The sequence below is a fragment of the Mesorhizobium sp. LSJC269B00 genome (genome assembly GCF_000502815.1).
In the GTDB taxonomy this organism is placed as follows: Bacteria; Pseudomonadota; Alphaproteobacteria; order Rhizobiales; family Rhizobiaceae; genus Mesorhizobium.
In genome coordinates this window covers 14,159-31,135 of sequence record NZ_AYVN01000016.1, presented here as the reverse complement: position 1 = coordinate 31,135, position 16,977 = coordinate 14,159, and the positions used below count along the sequence as shown (strand labels likewise).

Here is a 16,977-nt window from a genome sequence, read left to right as displayed (position 1 = left end):
CTGTCAAGTGCGGTGGGTGGCAATGGCAGAAGAGTTGCATTACATTGCACTGGCGTGCAAAGAATCACGAAAACAGCAGCGAGAGCGTTCGCTTGACGGTTCCGAGAATCCGCACCGGTTTTTCCAGCGCCCAGCAGGTTGCCGACCTCGCCGGGGTTTCACGTTCGGCGGTGTCACGTACCTTCACGCCCGGCGCTTCCGTTTCCGGGGAAACCCGCGAGCGGGTGATGCTGGCCGCCGAGCAACTCGGCTATCACGTCAACCATCTGGCTCGCGGCCTGATGCGGGCCTCGACCGGCATTGTCTGCCTCATCGTTGCCGATGGCGACACGCCCTATCATGCCCGCCTGCAGAAGGCGCTGACCCAACATCTGCGGGACGCCGGCAAAATGGCCATGGTGTTCAACACCTCCGGCCCCAGCCACCATGTCGACCAGGCGCTGCGCAACACGCTGAACTATCGCGCCGATGCGAGCATCGTTCTGTCCGGCTCGCCGCCGCAGTTGCTGATCCGCACCTGTCTTGAGAACGGCCAGCGGCTGGTGCTGATCAATCGCGATGACCGCTTCGACGGCCCGCACAATATCGGTGTCGACAACGCTGCAGCCGCAGAGGCAGCGCTGCATGCCTTCATCCGGGCCGGCTGTACCCGCCCCGCTTTGGTGACCTCGGCTGCCGGCACGCCCAGCCTGCTCTCCCGCGAAACCGCCTTCCTTACCGCCGCGCAGAAGGAAGGGCTGGAGGTGACCGTGTGGCGCGAGGGCCGCACCGGCTATGCCACCGGAGCCGATGGCGCCAGGCGGCTCTTTTCCGGCCGGCAGCGGCCGGATGCGGCGTTCTGCGTGACCGACCTGATTGCGTGCGGCTTTCTCGATGCGGCCCGCCACGAGTTCGGCATCAACGTACCCCGCGATCTCTGCGTCATCGGCTTTGACGACATTGAACAGGCCGACTGGGCCTCTTACCGGCTGACGACGTTCTCGCCGCCGATCGAGGAGATCGCCAGGCGCGCCGTGCGGCTCGCGACCGGCGCGCGGGAGGAGGCTGGCAGCCGCCTGATCTGCCATGCGCCCATGGTCTGGCGCAGCACGGTGAGGCCGGGTCAGGGCTGATGCGAAACATGTGTCGGTCAAGACGGGAAACGTACTGATGTCCAAGAAAAAGGCCAGGAAGACCCGCCAGGCGGCAAGACCGGTGGAGATAGCTGTAGGCCCCGAAATCCGGAGCATGATGCGCAAGTTCGGCCTGACCGAGGAAGAAGCACTGCGCATGATGCGCGAATGCGATGCCACCCTCTATGGCGCCAACTCCGGGCACGTGCAGCCAGGATCTTGACGGCCCGCCAGGCGCGAACGGAATTTTAATGTAAATCAAGCGTAATCCCGACCGTTAAAATGATGCGTATGTGTTGGGGTTGCGCATGCCGGAATATTCTTTCTTCATCCGCTCGATCCGGATCCGCTACATCTCGGGATTGCTCATCTTTGCGCTGGCTTCCACCGCGGTGATGTTTGCGCTCAATCGCGTCAATTCCTTCCGCCACGACATCGACGCGCTGAGCAGCAATCTCGTCGTCTTCACCCGCGACCTGCGCAACGCCTCCAGCTTTGCCGAAACCGCCAGCACGACCTGGCGCACCGAAACCCGTGACGGCCTTGCCGCCGCAGCGCGCGGCCATTCGCAACGCCTGACCAGCGAGATCGAAACACTGTCCGCGGAGTTGGCCGCGATCAAGCCGAGCCTGTCGGCCAAAACGCTGGACGAACTCTCGTCGGCCGCCGTCAACGGCGACCTGTTCTGGTCGTCGCGCGACATCGTGCGCAACTTCAACCAGATGTCGGCGGCGCAACAGACCGACGAATGGAGTTCGCGCGAAATCCTCAACCAGAACGACCTGTTCGTCCAGCCGATGCTGGTGCGTGTGCGTACCGCCATGGATGGCGAACGCCATCTGGCCGACGCCTCCAGCGACAGGCTGCTGTTGTGGGCAAGCGGCCTTCTGTTCGCGGTTCTTGCCATCGTTGCCCTCTGGATCTTCCGGCCGATGGAAAAGGCGATCCGCCGCGCCTTCACCGAATCCGCCGCATCCTTGTTCAAGGCCGAAGCGGCCGACCGCGCCAAATCGGAATTCCTGGCCAATATGAGCCATGAGATCCGCACGCCGATGAATGGCGTGCTGGGCATGGCCGAACTGCTCGCCAAGACCGAGCTTAACGCGCGCCAGAAAACCTTCACCGAAGTCATCGTCAAGTCCGGCAATGCGCTGCTCACCATCATCAACGACATCCTCGATTTCTCCAAGATCAATGCCGGTCAGCTGACGCTCGATCCTGCACCCTTCCGGCTTGCCGAAGCGGTCGAGGACGTGGCCACACTGGTGTCGGCGCGCGTCGCCGAAAAGAACCTCGAGCTGATCGTGCGTGTCGACCCGCGCCTGCCTGCCCATGTCGTCGGCGATGCCGGACGGTTCCGTCAGATCGTCACCAATCTGCTCGGCAATGCGGTGAAGTTCACCGAGAAGGGCCATGTGCTGATCGATGTCGGCGGCGAGGTGGTCGACGGCATGGTCCAGCTCAAGGTCCGCGTCGAGGACACAGGCATCGGCATTCCTGCCGAGAAGCTCGAGAACGTGTTCGAGAAATTCGCGCAGGTCGACGGCTCGTCGACGCGCCGCCATGAAGGCACCGGCCTCGGCCTTGCCATCGCCGCCCGCCTCATCGATCTGATGGGCNCTGATGGGCGGCAAGATCGGCGTCGAAAGCGAGATCGGCCGCGGCTCGGTGTTCTGGTTCGCCGTGCCGCTGCCGGCGCATCAGCAGGACACGCGCAACGAGGTCGTGCCGGTCGATGTCACCGGCGCTCGCGTGCTGGTCATCGACGACAACCCGGTCAACCGCGAGATCTTGCTGGAGCAGCTCAGAAGCTGGAGCTTCGACTGCGCGGCCGCCGAAAGCGGCGCCGTCGGCCTCGCCTTTCTAGACCGGGCCAGCCAACTCGGTGCTGCGGTCGACTGCATCATCCTCGACTACCAGATGCCCGGCATGAACGGCGCCGATGTCGCCAAGGCGATTTCCGCCGACAGCCGTCTCTCCGCCATCCCGGTGGTGCTGCTGACCTCGGTCGATCAGGTCGATTTCGGCAAGATGGTCATCGATTTCGGCATCGCCGCGCATCTCACCAAGCCGGCGCGCTCGGCCGTCCTGCTCGGCACCGTCATCTCGGCAATCCAGAAAGTGCGGGCCCAGATCGGCAAGGCCCAGTTTGTTCGCGAGCCTGTTGTTCCGCAGGCGGCACCTGTGGCGCCACCCGCCTTCACCGTCATTCGCGGCCCGGCAATTCCGGCGGCCACAGTGCCTGAATCGATCGCCACGCCAAACGGCCCGATCGATATTCTGATCGCCGAGGACAATGACGTGAACCAGCTGGTGTTCGGCCAGATCCTCAATGGGCTTGGCCTCAGCTACCGCATCGCCAGCAATGGCCGCACGGCCGTCGAGATGTACCGGGCGCTGGGACCGAAGCTGATCCTCATGGACGTCTCCATGCCGGAGATGAACGGCTACGAGGCGACCCGCGCCATCCGGGCGGCGGAGGCAGCGAGTGGCAATCACACACCAATCATCGGCGTCACCGCGCACGCACTGAAGGGCGACCGCGACAAATGTATCGAGTCCGGCATGGACGACTATCTGCCCAAGCCGGTGTCGCCCGACCGTCTCGGCAGCAAGATCGGCACATGGCTCAGCGAAACGGTGGCGGTAAAGAGGGCTTGATCAAATCGCCGCGTCCAGACAATAGCGGTGCATCCAGTCGAGACTGGTCTCGTCCGAGAGCTTGGCGACACCAGGCTTTATGTCGGCGGCATTCGGCGCCGGAACACCCAGGGCCTCGCAGATGGATGCCAATGCCGCTGCCGGATCGGCTGACAGGCGCTCATAGCCGATTCGCAGCGGGACGATCCCCTGCTCCGCGAACCAGACATTCCAGCCCGCGTCATAGGCTTCGAGTTCGGCAAGCTCGCGCTGGATCCGCTTGAAATCGTAGCGGGGTTCCTGCGGCGGTGCGACCCGTTCGATCTCGGTTCCGTCGGGCGCGATGTGCCAAAGCCCAGTCTGCTCGGCCTTGATCAGCGACACCGCCTGCGCCAGCTTGTTTTCGCGCGAAAGATGGATGTAGAGGATCCGGCCGAAGGCCTTTTCAAAGCGTGCTTTGTCCGATGGCAGGTCTGGGTAGATCCGGTCGAGGATGGCCGAGAGTTCACCCAGGTTTTCCCGCATCAGGCGCAAGCCGAAGACGCCTGTTCCGCCCCTTCCCGCGCTGATTGCCGCACCGAGATAGGCGACGTCGAAATCATGCGCGCTCATCGTCTCGGGATGCGGCAATTTCCACTCTTCGGCCCATTCCGCTTTGTCCTGCCGCCGGTAGAATGAGTGCGGATCGCCGGCTGTTTTCGTCGAGGCCAGAAGGCCGCACAGCAAAGTGCTTCCGGTTCTCGGCGTGCCGCAGATTATGTAGCCGTCAAGCATCTGGGACTCTGTCGCTTGTCATGGATTGGGCTAACCCCGCCAGGGCGCGGTGACACGCGCGCTTCGCGAAAGGCTCCAGTCTAGCCGCGCCGGAAGGGATAGAGGAATTGCTGCCAGTATCCGTTCGGAACGGGATGTCCGTGAATGCCGTAGCCGTTCGGCCAGCGCCCTTCGGGCATATGATGGGTGCCGAACAGCCGGTCGAGCAGCGGGAAATGGATGGCGAAATTTACGTCGATCGCTTCTTTTTCGAGGCCGTGATGCCAGTGGTGGTAACGCGGCGACACCAGCACCTTTTCGACTGGACCGAAACTGGTTCCGATGTTGGAATGGATGAACGACGAATAGACGTAGACGATCAATATATACGTCTGGATAGCCGATTCATCGAACCCCAGCACGAACATCGGGGTGGCCGTCAGGCTGCGCAGCACGATGATTTCCAGGAAATGCATGCGCGCACCGGCAATCCAGTCCATCGACTTGGCGGAATGGTGCACGGCATGGAACTTCCACAGCCAGGGAATGCGATGAAAGGCCCGATGCACCCAATACTGGGCAAGGTCGGTCAGGAACATCACCGCCAGCAGTTGCACCAGCCACGGCAAGCCGTGGACCCAGGCGCGCACCGAACCAAGGGCGCCCTGTGAATTGACGAAGTTGGACGGCGCCAAGGTCAGGTAGGTCAAAATCTGCACCAGCAGCGACGAGACCAGATAGTAGAACAGGTCCTCGCGCCATTCGTCGCGGAACACGGTCTGATCCTTGTTGCGCGCGAAAAGACGTTCGAGCGGGACGAACAGCACACCCATGAACAAGGCGTTCAGGATGAAGAAATCGAGCCCGAAGAACACCCCGTCGATGTGCAGTTGATGGCGCACCGGAAGCATGCCGACCAGCGACGCCAGCAGCACAGTGAACATCGCTGCCGCGCCGAGCGTCTTTTGCCTGCGCAGCGTCATGCTGAGGATCGCCAGGATATAGCCGGAGATGAGGACGAAATAGAGCACCGGCTTGAAGAACAGCATCTGGTGGATGGGGGCCAGATCCGGCATCGATGTAAGCGACGGGTAGCGCAGCACGATGACCATCAGCAGGGCGGTGACCCCGGCAAGCAAGCCAATCGAGCCGGACAGCCAGCCAGAACCGAACGGCCGTTTGGCGCGCGGCGTTTCAAGTTCACTTACAACGCGTCTAAGGAAATTTGCCACCGCCCCCTATGCCCCGCCTTTTTGACGATCGCAAAAAAGCTCTCGTCGGAGATATCGACCTCTTTTGCTACAGCAGGGCTCATTAATATTTAATCGCCACGACCCTGCACATGACGGGTGACTATCGCTTTTGGGCGATTGGAAGAGCCATGATTGCAACAAAAGAACACCGGCCACTATAGTCGGAATCTTTCCTGGATGCGACGGGCGCATTCAAGCGGCGTCAGCCGGCTGGTGTCGACTTCGAGGTCGTAGTCCATGCCCTTGTGGACGCGTCCATATTGCCAGCGCGCCAGGCCAGGCAGCCTGTCGGCGCGCGCGGCCTCGCGCGCTTCCAGCACCTCCAGCGGCGCCATGACGCCGACCAGATGCAGGTCAAAGCTCGACAGCAACTTGCGGTGCTCCGCTATCTCGTCATTGAAGATCACGTCGTCGACAATGAGATTGTTGCCTTGCCCGGCCATGGCGGCGATGGCATGGCGCATGCCGCGCATGGCTCGCGCGCCGACCGGCCCGCTCCTGATCACCACCGACGGCTTGCCGTCTTCCAGCACGGTCTCAAAGGAAAACCCGTCGGCATGATCCTGCAGCGCCGGCGGCAGCATGTCGATGAAAGCATCCATCTGGACATGCAGGAAGGGCTCGGTGGCGATTGTTTGCAGCGCCCTGGCGATCGAGCTTTTGCCGGCGCTGCCGACGCCATTAAGCAGGACGATTTTGGCCGTCATGTCGCCCCCTATCGGTTGCGCACGACGATACAGGCGCCGCCGACGCTTTGCAGTTTCTGGCAGATGACGTTGGCGGCGGCACGGTCGTCGACGCCGATCCTGACGGCGTAGATGCCGCGTCGGCCGATCGGCGTGCGCACCCGGCTGACCACCGGGTCAGGACCGGAAAGCAGCGCCGGAAACCGGCTCCTGACCCTCAGCCACTGATTGATCGCAGCTCCCCTGCGGAAATTGCCGGCCACCTGGACGCCCCATGGCTTCACATTGATCGAGGCCATCGCCACGGTTCTGGACATGATCACCGGCAGCTTGCGGCAGGCGACGGGAAAGCTGGTTTTCGCGTCGAGCGGCTCGATCGTTCCGGCGTAGGCGCTGTCGGAAAACTTGTCGACGGGTTCGCCCATGACGTCGAAGACATAGCTCTCTGTCTCCATCGGCAGGAAGCCGCCCGAACCCAGCCAGCGCGACACCCGGTTCTCGCCGGCATTGTAGGCGGCCGCCGCCAGGCCGAGATTGCCGTAGGCGAGCTTCATCTCGCCGAGATATTTCGCCGAAGCCGGGATCGCCTGCTCGATGTCGAAAGGATCGGCCAGCCCGCGCATTTTGGCGGTGCCCGGCATGAACTGGGCGATGCCTTCGGCGCCCACCGGGCTAACCGCATTGGGATCGAAGCGGCTTTCTTTCCAGATCAGCCGGGCGAAGTAATCCTTCGGCAGGCCGTTCCGCTCGGCATGCGTCTCGATCAGGTCACAGACACGGCCGATCAATCGTTTCGCCGCCGAGCGCGATTGCGGTGGATCGGCAAGTGCCTGTCCGGCACTCAGCCCGCAGAGCAGGATCACCCCGGCTTTGAGCAGCCCCCGCATGGCTCATTCGGCCGCGGCTTTGCCGTGCTGGCCAAACCGCCGCTCGATATAGTCGGCAACCATTTTTTCGAAATCGGCGGCGATCGACGGACCGCGCAGCGTCGCCGACTTCTTGCCGTCGACGAAGACGGGTGCGGTCGGCGTCTCGCCGGTGCCGGGCAGCGATATGCCGATATCGGCGTGCTTGGATTCGCCGGGGCCGTTGACGATGCAGCCCATCACCGCGACCTTGAGGTTCTCGACGCCGGGATATTTCTCCCGCCAGACCGGCATGTTCTTGCGCAAATCGGCCTGGATGTTCTGGGCGAGCTCCTGGAACACGGTGGAGGTCGTGCGGCCGCAGCCGGGGCAAGCGGCGACGATCGGCACGAACTGACGGAAGCCCATGGTCTGCAGCAGTTCCTGCGAGACCTGCACCTCGCGCGTGCGGTCGCCATTCGGCTCCGGCGTCAGCGAGATGCGGATGGTGTCGCCAATGCCTTGCTGCAAGAGGATGCCCATGGCAGCCGACGAGGCGACGATGCCCTTGGATCCCATGCCGGCTTCGGTGAGGCCAAGATGCAGCGCATGGTTGGAGCGCGTGGCAAGCTCGGCATAGACGGCGATCAAATCCTGCACGCCGCTGACCTTGGCCGACAGGATGATCTTTTCGCGGGCGAGGCCTATCTCTTCGGCCATTTCGGCCGACAGGATGGCCGACTGCACGATCGCTTCGCGGGTTACTTCCTGCGCCGTCAGCGGAAAGCCTTGGCGCTGGTTTTCGTCCATCAGCCGGGTGAGCAGCTCCTGATCGAGCGACCCCCAATTGACGCCGATGCGCACCGGCTTGTCATGCCTGATCGCCATTTCGACGATCGCGGCGAACTGGCGGTCCTTCTTGTCCTTGAAGCCGACATTGCCAGGATTGATGCGGTATTTGGCCAGCGCCTCGGCGCAGGCTGGATGGTCGGCCAGCAGCTTGTGGCCGATATAGTGGAAGTCGCCGACCAGCGGCACATTGATGCCGAGCCGTTCGAGCCGTTCGCGGATGCGCGGCACGGCGGCGGCGCTCTCGTCCCGATCGACGGTGATGCGCACGATCTCGGAGCCGGCGCGATGCAAAGCCGCAACCTGCGCGACGGTCTGGTCGATATCGGCCGTGTCGGTGTTGGTCATCGACTGCACCACGACCGGCGCGCCGCCGCCGACGACCACGCCGCCGACATCGACGCCGACCGATGTCCGGCGCGCAAAGGGGGAGGAAAAATACCCGGTCATGCCGGCAGCCTCTTGATCACCCGAGCGACATACGTCCACGTCGACGCACGCTCAAACAGCTATCAGCGCATAGCGCTGAGGTTCGGGCATGAGGTGGAGGAGCAAAGATGGCTTGTCAATGGCGACAGACAAGCAGAGCCGCCAAATCGCAGCAGCGCGGCGACCCCACAGACGGGTTTCGCCGGCCAACAGTATCGGAATCAGTAGCAAAAACAGGCCTCCGGCGGCATGTCGCCACCGGAGCGATAGTCACGCGCCAAGGCGGCGCGTCTAATCCTGGAAGGGCGTCAGTGTCTCGTCGGTTTCGCCTTCAGTTTTTCAATCTCGTCCTTGAGTGCCAGCTTGCGTCGCTTTAGATTCACGATTTCGAGGTCGTCGACCGATGGATGGTTCATCGCATCGTCGATCTCGCGTTCGATATCACCGTGTTTCCGCTGCAACTCATCAAGATGGGATGCAAGAGACATGATTGGTTCTCCCTTTCATGGTTTCCTCGATTGCAGCCGTCAAAGGCACGTCCACCGCAGGTCGCATCTGTGACGGCACCATGACAGTCTGCCACCATCCGGCTGCGATGTCGAATGCTGCGTGGTAGCATTCCACGACAATGTGATATGTGATATTGGCTGCGCGCCGGCGGCAATTGATGCCGCCCCCGCCCAATCATGCCCATTGCCGGGCGCCGCAGACATGCAGACGGTAGAGAATGTCCGACCAGGAAAAGGCCGATGTCCGCCTCGAATTTTCCCGCCTGAAGCAGGAGCATGCCGATTTCGACGCGGCCATCAATGCGATGATCGCCATGGGCTGCGACCCCTTGCAGATCCAGCGCATGAAGAAGAAGAAGCTTTTCCTCAAGGACCGGCTGATGGCGCTGGAAGACAAGATCATTCCGGACATCATCGCTTAGCCGACGGCCTCGGGGCCTAACTGCTCACCCCGCTATCGACAGCCGCGCCGCGCGATGGCGCAGCAACGTCAGCAATTCGTCGGTCTTCTCCGCTGAAGTGTCGATCGGCACCACCAGGCACATCGTCGCCTCGACCTTGCCGGCGGCCGCGAAGACAGGGGCGGCCAGGCATTTGGTGTAGGCGTCGACCAGCCCCGAAGTGATGCAATAGCCGGTCGTTCTGGCCGTCGCGATATCGGCAATGAAGTCGTCGAACTGCAGCCTGCGGCCGTCGGGCAGCAAAAGGTCGTCTTCCGAGACCATGTCCTGGATGGCGGCCCTTTCCAATCCGGCCAGAAGCAGCCGCCCCGATGCCGTCCATGGCAGCGGGATCTGCAAGCCAGTGGCCGAGCTGATGCGGAACGGCCTGGTGCCGGGGCTGGAATGGACGATGGTATAGCGCCCGCTTTGCAGCATGCACAATTCGGAGGTCTCGCCGGTCTCGCGCGACAGATTGTCGACCTCCTGCCGGCCCCGCCTAAGCAGGTCGTTGCCCCTGACATAGTCCATCCCATAGAGGTAGAGCTTCTTGCCGAAATAGACCCGGTTGCCGTCGCCCTCCATCTCCAGGAGACCCGCATCGACCAGCGAACGCACCAGCGTATAGGTGGTGGAGCGCGGCGCATTCACCCCCTTGGCGAGATCGCCAATGCCGATGGCGCGCTGCGTAACATGCAGGAAGTCCAGGATCTCCAGCACCCGGTTGAGGCCCTTCTCGCGCGAGCCGGAGGTCTTGTCGGGCGTCGGGCTCTCGGCTGGACCAAGCTCCGCCCGATCCGTGAGTCCATTGCTGTCTTGCATAACTGATTCCTGATGTTAGTATCTGTCTTGTATAGGATACATATGTCTATTGTAAGAGACAATTCAGGTCGGCGACACGTGTGTCTGTAGGGGAACTCAAACAACAGGAGGTCGCAGTGAACGACGCATCCAAGCGAGATTTTCTGAAACTGGGCATGGCCGGGCTTGCAACGGCGGGCGTGATGACCGCTGTCAGCGCCGAAAAGGCGGCGGCACAAGCCGCATCCGACAGCGTTCTGCGCACCGCGCTTGACCGCGGCAAGCTGATCGTCGGCACCGGCAGCACCAACGCGCCATGGCATTTCGAAAACGATGCCGGCGAGCTAGTCGGCATGGACATCACCATGGGCCGCATTCTGGCCAAGGGTCTGTTCGACGATCCGAGCAAGGTCGAGTTCGTCATGCAGGATCCGGCGCAGCGCATCCCCAATGTCACCACCAACAAGGTCGACATTACCATCCAGTTCATGACCATGACCGCGCAGCGCTCGCAGCTGATCCACTTCTCCAGGCCATACTATGTCGAGGGCGTCGCCCTGCTGACGCTGCCGACGGCGGAAAACAAGACCTTCGACAAGCTGCTCGCCGGTGGTTCGGCGACGCGCATCTCGATCCTGCAGAATGTCGATGCCGAAAGCTCGGTCCATTACGCCCTGCCGGAGGCGCAGGTGCTGCAGATCGACACTCAGGCCAATGTGCTGCAGGCACTGGAATCGAAACGCGCCGATGCCGCCGCTGTCGATCTTTCAACCGTGCGCTGGCTGGCCTCGCGCAACCCCGACAAATATTTCGATGCCGGCAAGAGCTGGTACTCGATGCTCTACGGCGCGGCGGTCAGGCAGGGCGACCTGGACTGGCTGACCTTCGTCAACCAGACCTTCACCATCGCTATGTTCGGCCATGAGACCGCACTCTACGACGCCGCCTTCAAGGACTATTTCGGCCAGGAGCCGCCGGCCCGCCATCCCGGTTTCCCGGTTGTCTGACAAGTGCTGGCGGAAGGGTTAGCCCTTCCGCCTTCTAGTTCGCATCCCCTTGGTTATTGCGGGAGACGCATGGGCTATACGCTCAACTTCAACCTGATCTGGCGGCATTTCGACAAGCTGTGGGGCGGCCTTCTGCTCAGCCTCGAGCTTGCCGTGATTTCGATTGCCATCGGCGTCGTCATCGGCCTGATGCTGGCGGTCTGGTATGTCTCGGCAGGACGCGTGGTGCGCGCCATCATTGCGGCCTACGTCGAATTCATCCGCAACGTGCCGCTGATCCTGCTCGTCTATCTTGTCTTCTACGGCCTGCCGACGGTGATCGACGTCGCCTACGACGCGCCGACCTCGTTCGTGCTGACGCTGTCGGTCTATAGCGGCGCCTATCTGGTCGAGGTGTTCCGCTCCGGCCTGGAAGCCGTGCCGCGCGGCCAGCTCGATGCCGGCAAAGCCATCGGCCTGACGCCCTGGCAGCGGCTGGTTCATGTGCGCCTGCCGACCATGCTGCGCATCACGCTGCCGGCGCTGTCCAACACCTTCATCTCGCTGTTCAAGGACACGTCGATCGCCTCGGTGATCTCGGTGCCCGAGCTCACCTTCGGCGCCCAGTGGATCAACTTCAACACCTTCCGCATTGTCGAGGTCTATCTGGTGACGACGGCGATGTACCTGGTGACCGGCTACACCCTGCTCTTCGGGCTGCGGCTGGTCGAACGCCGGTTCAGGGCTGCGCGCTGACATGCTGAGCCAGATCCTCTACGCCGTACCGTTCCTCGCCCAGGGCTTCGCCATCACTTTGTGGGTGTCGCTGCTGGTCGTGGTGCTGTCGCTGATTGCCGGCGTCGCGCTCGGCGTCGGCCTGGTCTACGGCCCGGCGCCGCTGCGCTGGGCCGTGCGCATCTTCTCCGACACCATCCGCGGCATCCCGATCCTGGTGCTGATGTTCTTCGTCTATTACGGCCTGCCGGCCATCGGCCTGCATCTGCAATCCTTCTCGGCGGCGGTGCTGGCGCTCACCTTGTTCAAGACCGCGCAGGTCATTGAGTATCTCCGCGGCGCCGTCGGCTCCATTCCCAAGGGGCAGTCCGAGGCGGCGATGGCGATTGGGCTGACCTTCCGCCAGCGGCTCACCTACGTCATCTTTCCGCAGGCCTTCCGCCGCTTCCTGCCGCCCTGGATCAACGGCGTCACCGATGCGGTCAAGGGCAGCGCCCTGGTCTCGCTGCTCGGCATCACCGACCTGATGCAGGCGATCAACCAGGTCATCGGCCGCACCTATGAGGCGATGCCGCTCTACATCCTCGGCGCCTTGATCTATTTCGCGGTCAACTATGCGCTTTCCTACGCCAGCCGGCGGCTGGAACGGCGCTTTGCCTTCATCCGGGACTAGCACGATGGCCACAAGCTCGAACGACAATGCTGCCCTTCTCGACATTGCCGGGGTCTCGAAAGCCTTTGGTTCGGTCGAGGTGCTTCGCTCGGTCAGCCTCAAGGTGGACAGGGGCGAGGTGGTCACCGTCATCGGCCCTTCCGGCAGCGGCAAGACCACCCTGCTGCGCTGCGTCAACTTTCTCGAAAGCTACGACTCAGGCTCGATCCGAATCGACGGCAAGGAGGTCGGTTTTCGTGAGGTCGGCGCGCGCCAGCGGCGCAGCGAGCGCGACCTTGCCAATATGCGCGCCGAAACCGGCATGGTGTTCCAGAGCTTCAACCTGTTTCCGCACCTCACCGCCGCCGGCAACATCATGCTCGGCCTCACCAAGGTGCGCGGCAAGAGCAAGGCCGAGGCGCGCCAGATCGCCGAGCATTGGCTGAGCCGCGTCGGCCTGGCCCACAAGGCCGACAGCCTGCCGGCGGAACTCTCCGGGGGCCAGCAGCAGCGCGTCGGCATAGCGCGGGCAGTCGCCATGGAGCCAAAGATCCTGCTGCTCGACGAGATCACCTCCGCGCTCGATCCCGAATTGGTCGGCGAGGTGCTGGCCGTTGTGCGCAGCCTGGCCGAAGACGGCATGACAATGGTGATGGTCACGCACGAGATGGCCTTTGCCCGCGACGCTTCGAGCCGCATTGTCTTCATGGCCGATGGCGGTGTCAGCGCTGTTGGCCCGCCGAAGGAGATCCTTGCCGAAGAGACCACCAATGAGCGCCTGCGCTCTTTCCTGGCGCGGTTCCGCGCCTCGCATTTCTGACATGGGCGGCCCAAAGCAATTCCAGGAAAAGTGTAAGCGGTTTTCCCGGGAAAAGCGCGAAGCGCTTTCCCTTGGGAATTGCGTAAAACAACAGGCCGTCCCAAGGAGAATTCTTCCATGACGCCTTACATCCGGCTCGCCGAGCTCGGCCTGACGCTGCCCGAGCCGCCGACGCCGATCGCCAATTTCGTCACCCATGCGGAAAGCGGCCGGCTGATCTTTCTTTCGGGTCAAGGGCCGCTGCGCGCCGACGGCACGCTGTGCACCGGCAAGGTCGGCGAGGACGTCACCGTCGAGCAGGCCTATGAGCATGCCCGCCTCACCGGCCTCAACCTGCTCGCCGTCATGCACGCCGCCGCCGGCGATCTCGGCCGCATCGTGCGCGTCGTCAAATTGCTCGGCTTCGTCAATGCGACGCCGACCTTCAGCGACCACCCGAAAGTGGTCAATGGCTGCTCGGACCTGTTCGCCAGCGTCTTCGACAAGATCGGCGGCCATGCCCGCTCGGCGATCGGGGTCGGCTCGCTGCCTGGAAACATCACCGTCGAAATCGAAGCGGTCGTCGAGATCGCCGCCTGACCGTCAAGGGATTGCTGAACATGAAAACCTATTCCGACACCGGCTCCAACACCACGATCCGTGAACGGCTGGGACTGCGGCCGATCATCAACGTCTCCGGCACGATGACGACGCTCGGCGCCTCGATCATCGTTCCCGAGGCGATCAGCGCCATGGCCGAGATCGCCTCGCAATGGGTGGAGATGGACGATCTGCAGCGCGCCGCAAGCGTGATCACCGCCCGCCTCACCGGCGGCGAGGCCGGCTTCATCACCGCCTGCTGCGCCTCAGGCATCACAATGGCGATCGCCGGGGCAATGACCGGCACCAATTTGCTGGCGATCGAACGGCTGCCCGACGACACCGAAGGCCTGAAGTCCGAAGTCGTCATCCAGCTTGGCCATATCGTCAATTACGGCGCACCGATCGACCAGTCGATCCGCGTCGCCGGCGCCAAGGTCATTCCGGCCGGCACGGTCAGCGTCACGCAGGATTATCATGTGCGCGAGGCTATCAACGAGCGCACGGCGGCGGCGCTCTACGTCGTGGCGCACCACACCGTGCAATACGGCATGCTTTCCTTGGAGGAATTCTGCGATATCTGCCACGCCAGGGGCGTGCCGGTGATCGTCGATGCGGCTTCCGAATATGACCTGCGCAGCTTCCTGGCGCGCGGCGCCGACATCGTCGTCTACAGCGGCCACAAATTCCTTTCGGGGCCGACCAGCGGAATCGTCGCCGGCCGCAAGGATCTCGTCCGCGCCGCCTATCTGCAAAACCGCGGCGTCGCCCGCGCCATGAAGGTCGGCAAGGAAAGCATCGCCGGCACCATGGCGGCGCTCGAAGCCTGGGAAAAGCGCGACCATGCCGGCATCCGCCGACGCGAGGAAGCGGCGCTCAATCTATGGAGGGATTCGCTGCAGGGAACACCCGGCATCGTCGCAAACATCATTCCCGACCCGACCGCCAATCCGCTCGACCGGCTGCAGATCTTCGTCTCCCCCGAAAGCCGCTTCAGTGCCGCCGGCCTCGCCTCGGCATTGGCGGCCGGATCGCCGCCCATCATCGTGCGCAATCACGAGGTCGAGCGTGGCCATTTCTTCCTCGACCCCTGCAATCTGCACCCAGGCGAGGCCGAGATCGTCGCCGAACGCCTCCGCGCCGTGCTCACCGCGGCCGACAGGCCGGCGGATGCGATGAGACAGCCGCGAAAGGATTCATCCGGCGCCCTACGCTGGCCGGACTAGGCTGCGGCGGCCGCCATCCTTGCGGGCCAGCCCGAATTCCGCTAAGGCGCGCCTTTACCGCCGGGAGCATGCGCTTGACCGACCACCGCGCCGACGTCGCCATCATCATGGGCAGCCAGTCCGACTGGGCGACGATGCGCCACGCCGCCGAAACGCTGGAGGCGCTGGGCATTCCGCACAAGCGGCTGATCGTCTCCGCCCACCGCACCCCGGACCGCCTCTATGATTTCGCCAAGGGCGCCAAGGCGGCCGGCTTCAAGGTGATCATCGCCGGCGCCGGCGGCGCCGCCCACCTGCCCGGCATGACGGCGGCGATGACGCCGCTGCCGGTGTTCGGCGTACCGGTCGAATCGAAGGCGCTGTCAGGCCAGGATTCGCTGCTCTCCATCGTCCAGATGCCGGCCGGCATTCCGGTCGGCACGCTTGCCATCGGCAAGGCGGGTGCGGCCAACGCCGCCCTTCTGGCGGCCGCCGTGCTGGCGCTGAACGACGAAGAACTTGCCGCCCGCCTGGATGCCTGGCGCACCGCCCAAACCGCCAGGGTCGCCACCGAACCGACGGATGCGCCGTGAGCCTGCCCGCGGGATCGAGCATCGGCATCATCGGCGGCGGCCAGCTCGGCCGCATGCTGGCTGTTGCCGCAGCGCGCCTCGGCTACCGCACAACTATCCTCGAACCGCAGGCCGATTGCCCGGCGGCTCAGGTCGCCAACCGCCAGATCACCGCCGCCTATGACGATGCGGACGCCCTTGCCGAACTGGCGGCAGTCAGCGCCGTCGTCACCTACGAATTCGAGAATGTGCCGGTGGCGGCCGCCGGCGCACTTGCTTCCAAGGTCCCGGTTTATCCGCCGCCGCGAGCGCTGGAAGTTGCCCAGGATAGGGTGGCGGAGAAGCTATTCCTGAACGGCATCGGCATCAGGACAGCGGATTTCCGCTCCGTCGACAATGACGACGAGCTGACGGCGGCGCTGAGAGAGTTCGGTGGCAGCGGCATCTTGAAAACCCGCCGCATGGGCTATGACGGCAAGGGCCAGCGCGTCTTCCGCAACATGGAGACGGGCGGCTTTGCCGGCACATGCGAGACCATGGGCAATGTGCCGCTGATCCTCGAATCCTTCGTCGCTTTCGAGCGCGAAATCTCGGTCATCGCCGCGCGCGGGTTGGACGGCGCGGTCGCCGCCTACGATCCGGCTGAGAACGTCCACCGCGACGGCATCCTGCATACCTCGACCCTGCCGGCCCAGATCAGGCTGGAGACGGCGGCGACGGCACAGGGGTCGGCAGCGAAAATCCTGGCGGCCCTCGACTATGTCGGCGTCATCGGCGTCGAGTTCTTCGTTCTTGCCGATGGCACGCTGCTGGCCAACGAAATGGCGCCGCGCGTGCACAATTCCGGCCACTGGACGGAAGCCGCCGGCATCGTTTCGCAGTTCGAGCAGCATATCCGCGCCATTGCCGGCCTGCCGCTGGGCAACCCTGGCCGGCATTCAAACTGCATCATGGAAAACCTGATCGGCGACGATGTGCTGCGCGTACCCGCTTTGCTCGCCGAGCCCGATCTGATGCTGCATCTCTACGGCAAGGCGGAAGCGCGCCCAGGCCGCAAGATGGGCCATTTCACGCGCATCAGCCGCCGTAGCTAAGCCATTCCGGCACTTTG

At 63.4% G+C, this 16,977-nt stretch carries 18 protein-coding genes and 1 pseudogene; 12 read left to right on the top strand and 7 right to left on the bottom strand.

All coding sequences use genetic code 11. The features are described from left to right. Positions 1-92: 92 nt before the first annotated feature. The 3 genes and pseudogenes from X771_RS139100 (at position 93) to X771_RS01000000165450 (ending at position 3,773) form a co-directional block, all read left to right on the top strand. A complete protein-coding gene (locus tag X771_RS139100) occupies positions 93-1,112 on the top strand; it encodes a substrate-binding domain-containing protein (RefSeq protein ID WP_031195645.1) in 1,020 nt (339 codons plus the stop codon). A gap of 37 nt (positions 1,113-1,149) precedes the next feature. Continuing rightward, positions 1,150-1,335, top strand: coding sequence for a hypothetical protein (locus X771_RS139105; RefSeq protein ID WP_023684018.1), 186 nt, complete (start codon positions 1,150-1,152; stop codon positions 1,333-1,335). A gap of 85 nt (positions 1,336-1,420) precedes the next feature. Then, positions 1,421-3,773: pseudogene (locus X771_RS01000000165450) on the top strand (response regulator). Here the strand turns inward: X771_RS01000000165450 and X771_RS139110 are convergent. The 6 genes from X771_RS139110 to X771_RS139135 all read right to left on the bottom strand — a co-directional run bounded on the left by X771_RS139110 (position 3,774) and on the right by X771_RS139135 (position 9,055). After that, positions 3,774-4,526, bottom strand: coding sequence for a Stf0 family sulfotransferase (locus X771_RS139110; protein ID WP_023690063.1), 753 nt, complete (start codon positions 4,524-4,526; stop codon positions 3,774-3,776). Positions 4,527-4,606: 80 nt separating this feature from the next. Continuing rightward, a complete protein-coding gene (locus tag X771_RS139115) occupies positions 4,607-5,737 on the bottom strand; it encodes a sterol desaturase family protein (RefSeq protein WP_023690062.1) in 1,131 nt (376 codons plus the stop codon). Positions 5,738-5,913: 176 nt separating this feature from the next. Next, positions 5,914-6,465, bottom strand: a complete 552-nt coding sequence (locus tag X771_RS139120) for a chloramphenicol phosphotransferase (RefSeq protein ID WP_023690061.1) — start codon at positions 6,463-6,465, stop codon at positions 5,914-5,916. 8 nt (positions 6,466-6,473) lie between these two features. Next, complete coding sequence (locus X771_RS139125) at positions 6,474-7,331, bottom strand: lytic transglycosylase domain-containing protein (RefSeq protein WP_023690060.1); 858 nt, start codon at positions 7,329-7,331, stop codon at positions 6,474-6,476. 3 nt (positions 7,332-7,334) lie between these two features. After that, positions 7,335-8,588: a flavodoxin-dependent (E)-4-hydroxy-3-methylbut-2-enyl-diphosphate synthase gene (ispG, locus tag X771_RS139130; protein ID WP_023690059.1), complete on the bottom strand. Its 1,254-nt coding sequence runs from the start codon at positions 8,586-8,588 to the stop codon at positions 7,335-7,337. A 287-nt stretch (positions 8,589-8,875) separates the two neighbouring features. Next, positions 8,876-9,055, bottom strand: a complete 180-nt coding sequence (locus X771_RS139135; protein ID WP_023684024.1) for a YdcH family protein — start codon at positions 9,053-9,055, stop codon at positions 8,876-8,878. Between the two features lie 239 nt (positions 9,056-9,294). On the opposite strand from X771_RS139135, the gene X771_RS139140 reads away from it, so the two are divergent. Then, entirely contained in the window at positions 9,295-9,498 is a 204-nt protein-coding gene (locus X771_RS139140; RefSeq protein ID WP_023673103.1) for a YdcH family protein, read from the top strand. 24 nt (positions 9,499-9,522) lie between these two features. Here X771_RS139140 and X771_RS139145 read toward each other — a convergent pair whose 3' ends face one another. Further along, positions 9,523-10,338 (bottom strand): IclR family transcriptional regulator, encoded by an 816-nt coding sequence (locus X771_RS139145; RefSeq protein WP_023684025.1) that lies wholly within the window; start codon positions 10,336-10,338, stop codon positions 9,523-9,525. 155 nt (positions 10,339-10,493) lie between these two features. On the opposite strand from X771_RS139145, the gene X771_RS139150 reads away from it, so the two are divergent. The 8 genes from X771_RS139150 (at position 10,494) to X771_RS139185 (ending at position 16,960) form a co-directional block, all read left to right on the top strand. Next, the gene (locus tag X771_RS139150) at positions 10,494-11,324 is read left to right on the top strand and encodes a transporter substrate-binding domain-containing protein (RefSeq protein WP_023673105.1); all 831 of its coding nucleotides are present in this window, start codon (positions 10,494-10,496) and stop codon (positions 11,322-11,324) included. A gap of 69 nt (positions 11,325-11,393) precedes the next feature. Continuing rightward, positions 11,394-12,059, top strand: coding sequence for an amino acid ABC transporter permease (locus tag X771_RS139155; RefSeq protein WP_023673106.1), 666 nt, complete (start codon positions 11,394-11,396; stop codon positions 12,057-12,059). 1 nt (position 12,060) lies between these two features. Next, positions 12,061-12,711: an amino acid ABC transporter permease gene (locus X771_RS139160; RefSeq protein WP_023684027.1), complete on the top strand. Its 651-nt coding sequence runs from the start codon at positions 12,061-12,063 to the stop codon at positions 12,709-12,711. 4 nt (positions 12,712-12,715) lie between these two features. Next, positions 12,716-13,510 (top strand): amino acid ABC transporter ATP-binding protein, encoded by a 795-nt coding sequence (locus X771_RS139165; RefSeq protein ID WP_023690058.1) that lies wholly within the window; start codon positions 12,716-12,718, stop codon positions 13,508-13,510. Positions 13,511-13,627: 117 nt separating this feature from the next. Further along, entirely contained in the window at positions 13,628-14,089 is a 462-nt protein-coding gene (locus X771_RS139170; protein WP_023673109.1) for a RidA family protein, read from the top strand. Positions 14,090-14,109: 20 nt separating this feature from the next. Next, positions 14,110-15,315, top strand: a complete 1,206-nt coding sequence (locus tag X771_RS139175; protein WP_031203187.1) for an aminotransferase class V-fold PLP-dependent enzyme — start codon at positions 14,110-14,112, stop codon at positions 15,313-15,315. A 74-nt stretch (positions 15,316-15,389) separates the two neighbouring features. Further along, positions 15,390-15,887: a 5-(carboxyamino)imidazole ribonucleotide mutase gene (gene purE / locus X771_RS139180; protein WP_023684029.1), complete on the top strand. Its 498-nt coding sequence runs from the start codon at positions 15,390-15,392 to the stop codon at positions 15,885-15,887. After that, positions 15,884-16,960: a 5-(carboxyamino)imidazole ribonucleotide synthase gene (locus X771_RS139185; protein ID WP_023690056.1), complete on the top strand. Its 1,077-nt coding sequence runs from the start codon at positions 15,884-15,886 to the stop codon at positions 16,958-16,960. The genes purE and X771_RS139185 overlap by 4 nt, the downstream gene beginning before the upstream one ends. The last annotated feature ends 17 nt before the right edge of the window (positions 16,961-16,977 follow it).

Coding starts and splice junctions, on each gene's coding strand:
- X771_RS139150 (WP_023673105.1), top strand. CDS start 10,494: ATGGCCGGGCTTGCAACGGCGGGCGTGATGACCGCTGTCAGCGCCGAA.
- X771_RS139175 (WP_031203187.1), top strand. CDS start 14,110: ATGAAAACCTATTCCGACACCGGCTCCAACACCACGATCCGTGAACGG.
- X771_RS139170 (WP_023673109.1), top strand. CDS start 13,628: ATGACGCCTTACATCCGGCTCGCCGAGCTCGGCCTGACGCTGCCCGAG.
- X771_RS139110 (WP_023690063.1), bottom strand. CDS start 4,526: ATGCTTGACGGCTACATAATCTGCGGCACGCCGAGAACCGGAAGCACT.
- X771_RS139135 (WP_023684024.1), bottom strand. CDS start 9,055: ATGTCTCTTGCATCCCATCTTGATGAGTTGCAGCGGAAACACGGTGAT.
- X771_RS139125 (WP_023690060.1), bottom strand. CDS start 7,331: ATGCGGGGGCTGCTCAAAGCCGGGGTGATCCTGCTCTGCGGGCTGAGT.
- X771_RS139120 (WP_023690061.1), bottom strand. CDS start 6,465: ATGACGGCCAAAATCGTCCTGCTTAATGGCGTCGGCAGCGCCGGCAAA.
- ispG (WP_023690059.1), bottom strand. CDS start 8,588: ATGACCGGGTATTTTTCCTCCCCCTTTGCGCGCCGGACATCGGTCGGC.
- X771_RS139160 (WP_023684027.1), top strand. CDS start 12,061: ATGCTGAGCCAGATCCTCTACGCCGTACCGTTCCTCGCCCAGGGCTTC.
- X771_RS139105 (WP_023684018.1), top strand. CDS start 1,150: ATGTCCAAGAAAAAGGCCAGGAAGACCCGCCAGGCGGCAAGACCGGTG.
- X771_RS139155 (WP_023673106.1), top strand. CDS start 11,394: ATGGGCTATACGCTCAACTTCAACCTGATCTGGCGGCATTTCGACAAG.
- X771_RS139165 (WP_023690058.1), top strand. CDS start 12,716: ATGGCCACAAGCTCGAACGACAATGCTGCCCTTCTCGACATTGCCGGG.
- X771_RS139145 (WP_023684025.1), bottom strand. CDS start 10,338: ATGCAAGACAGCAATGGACTCACGGATCGGGCGGAGCTTGGTCCAGCC.
- X771_RS139140 (WP_023673103.1), top strand. CDS start 9,295: ATGTCCGACCAGGAAAAGGCCGATGTCCGCCTCGAATTTTCCCGCCTG.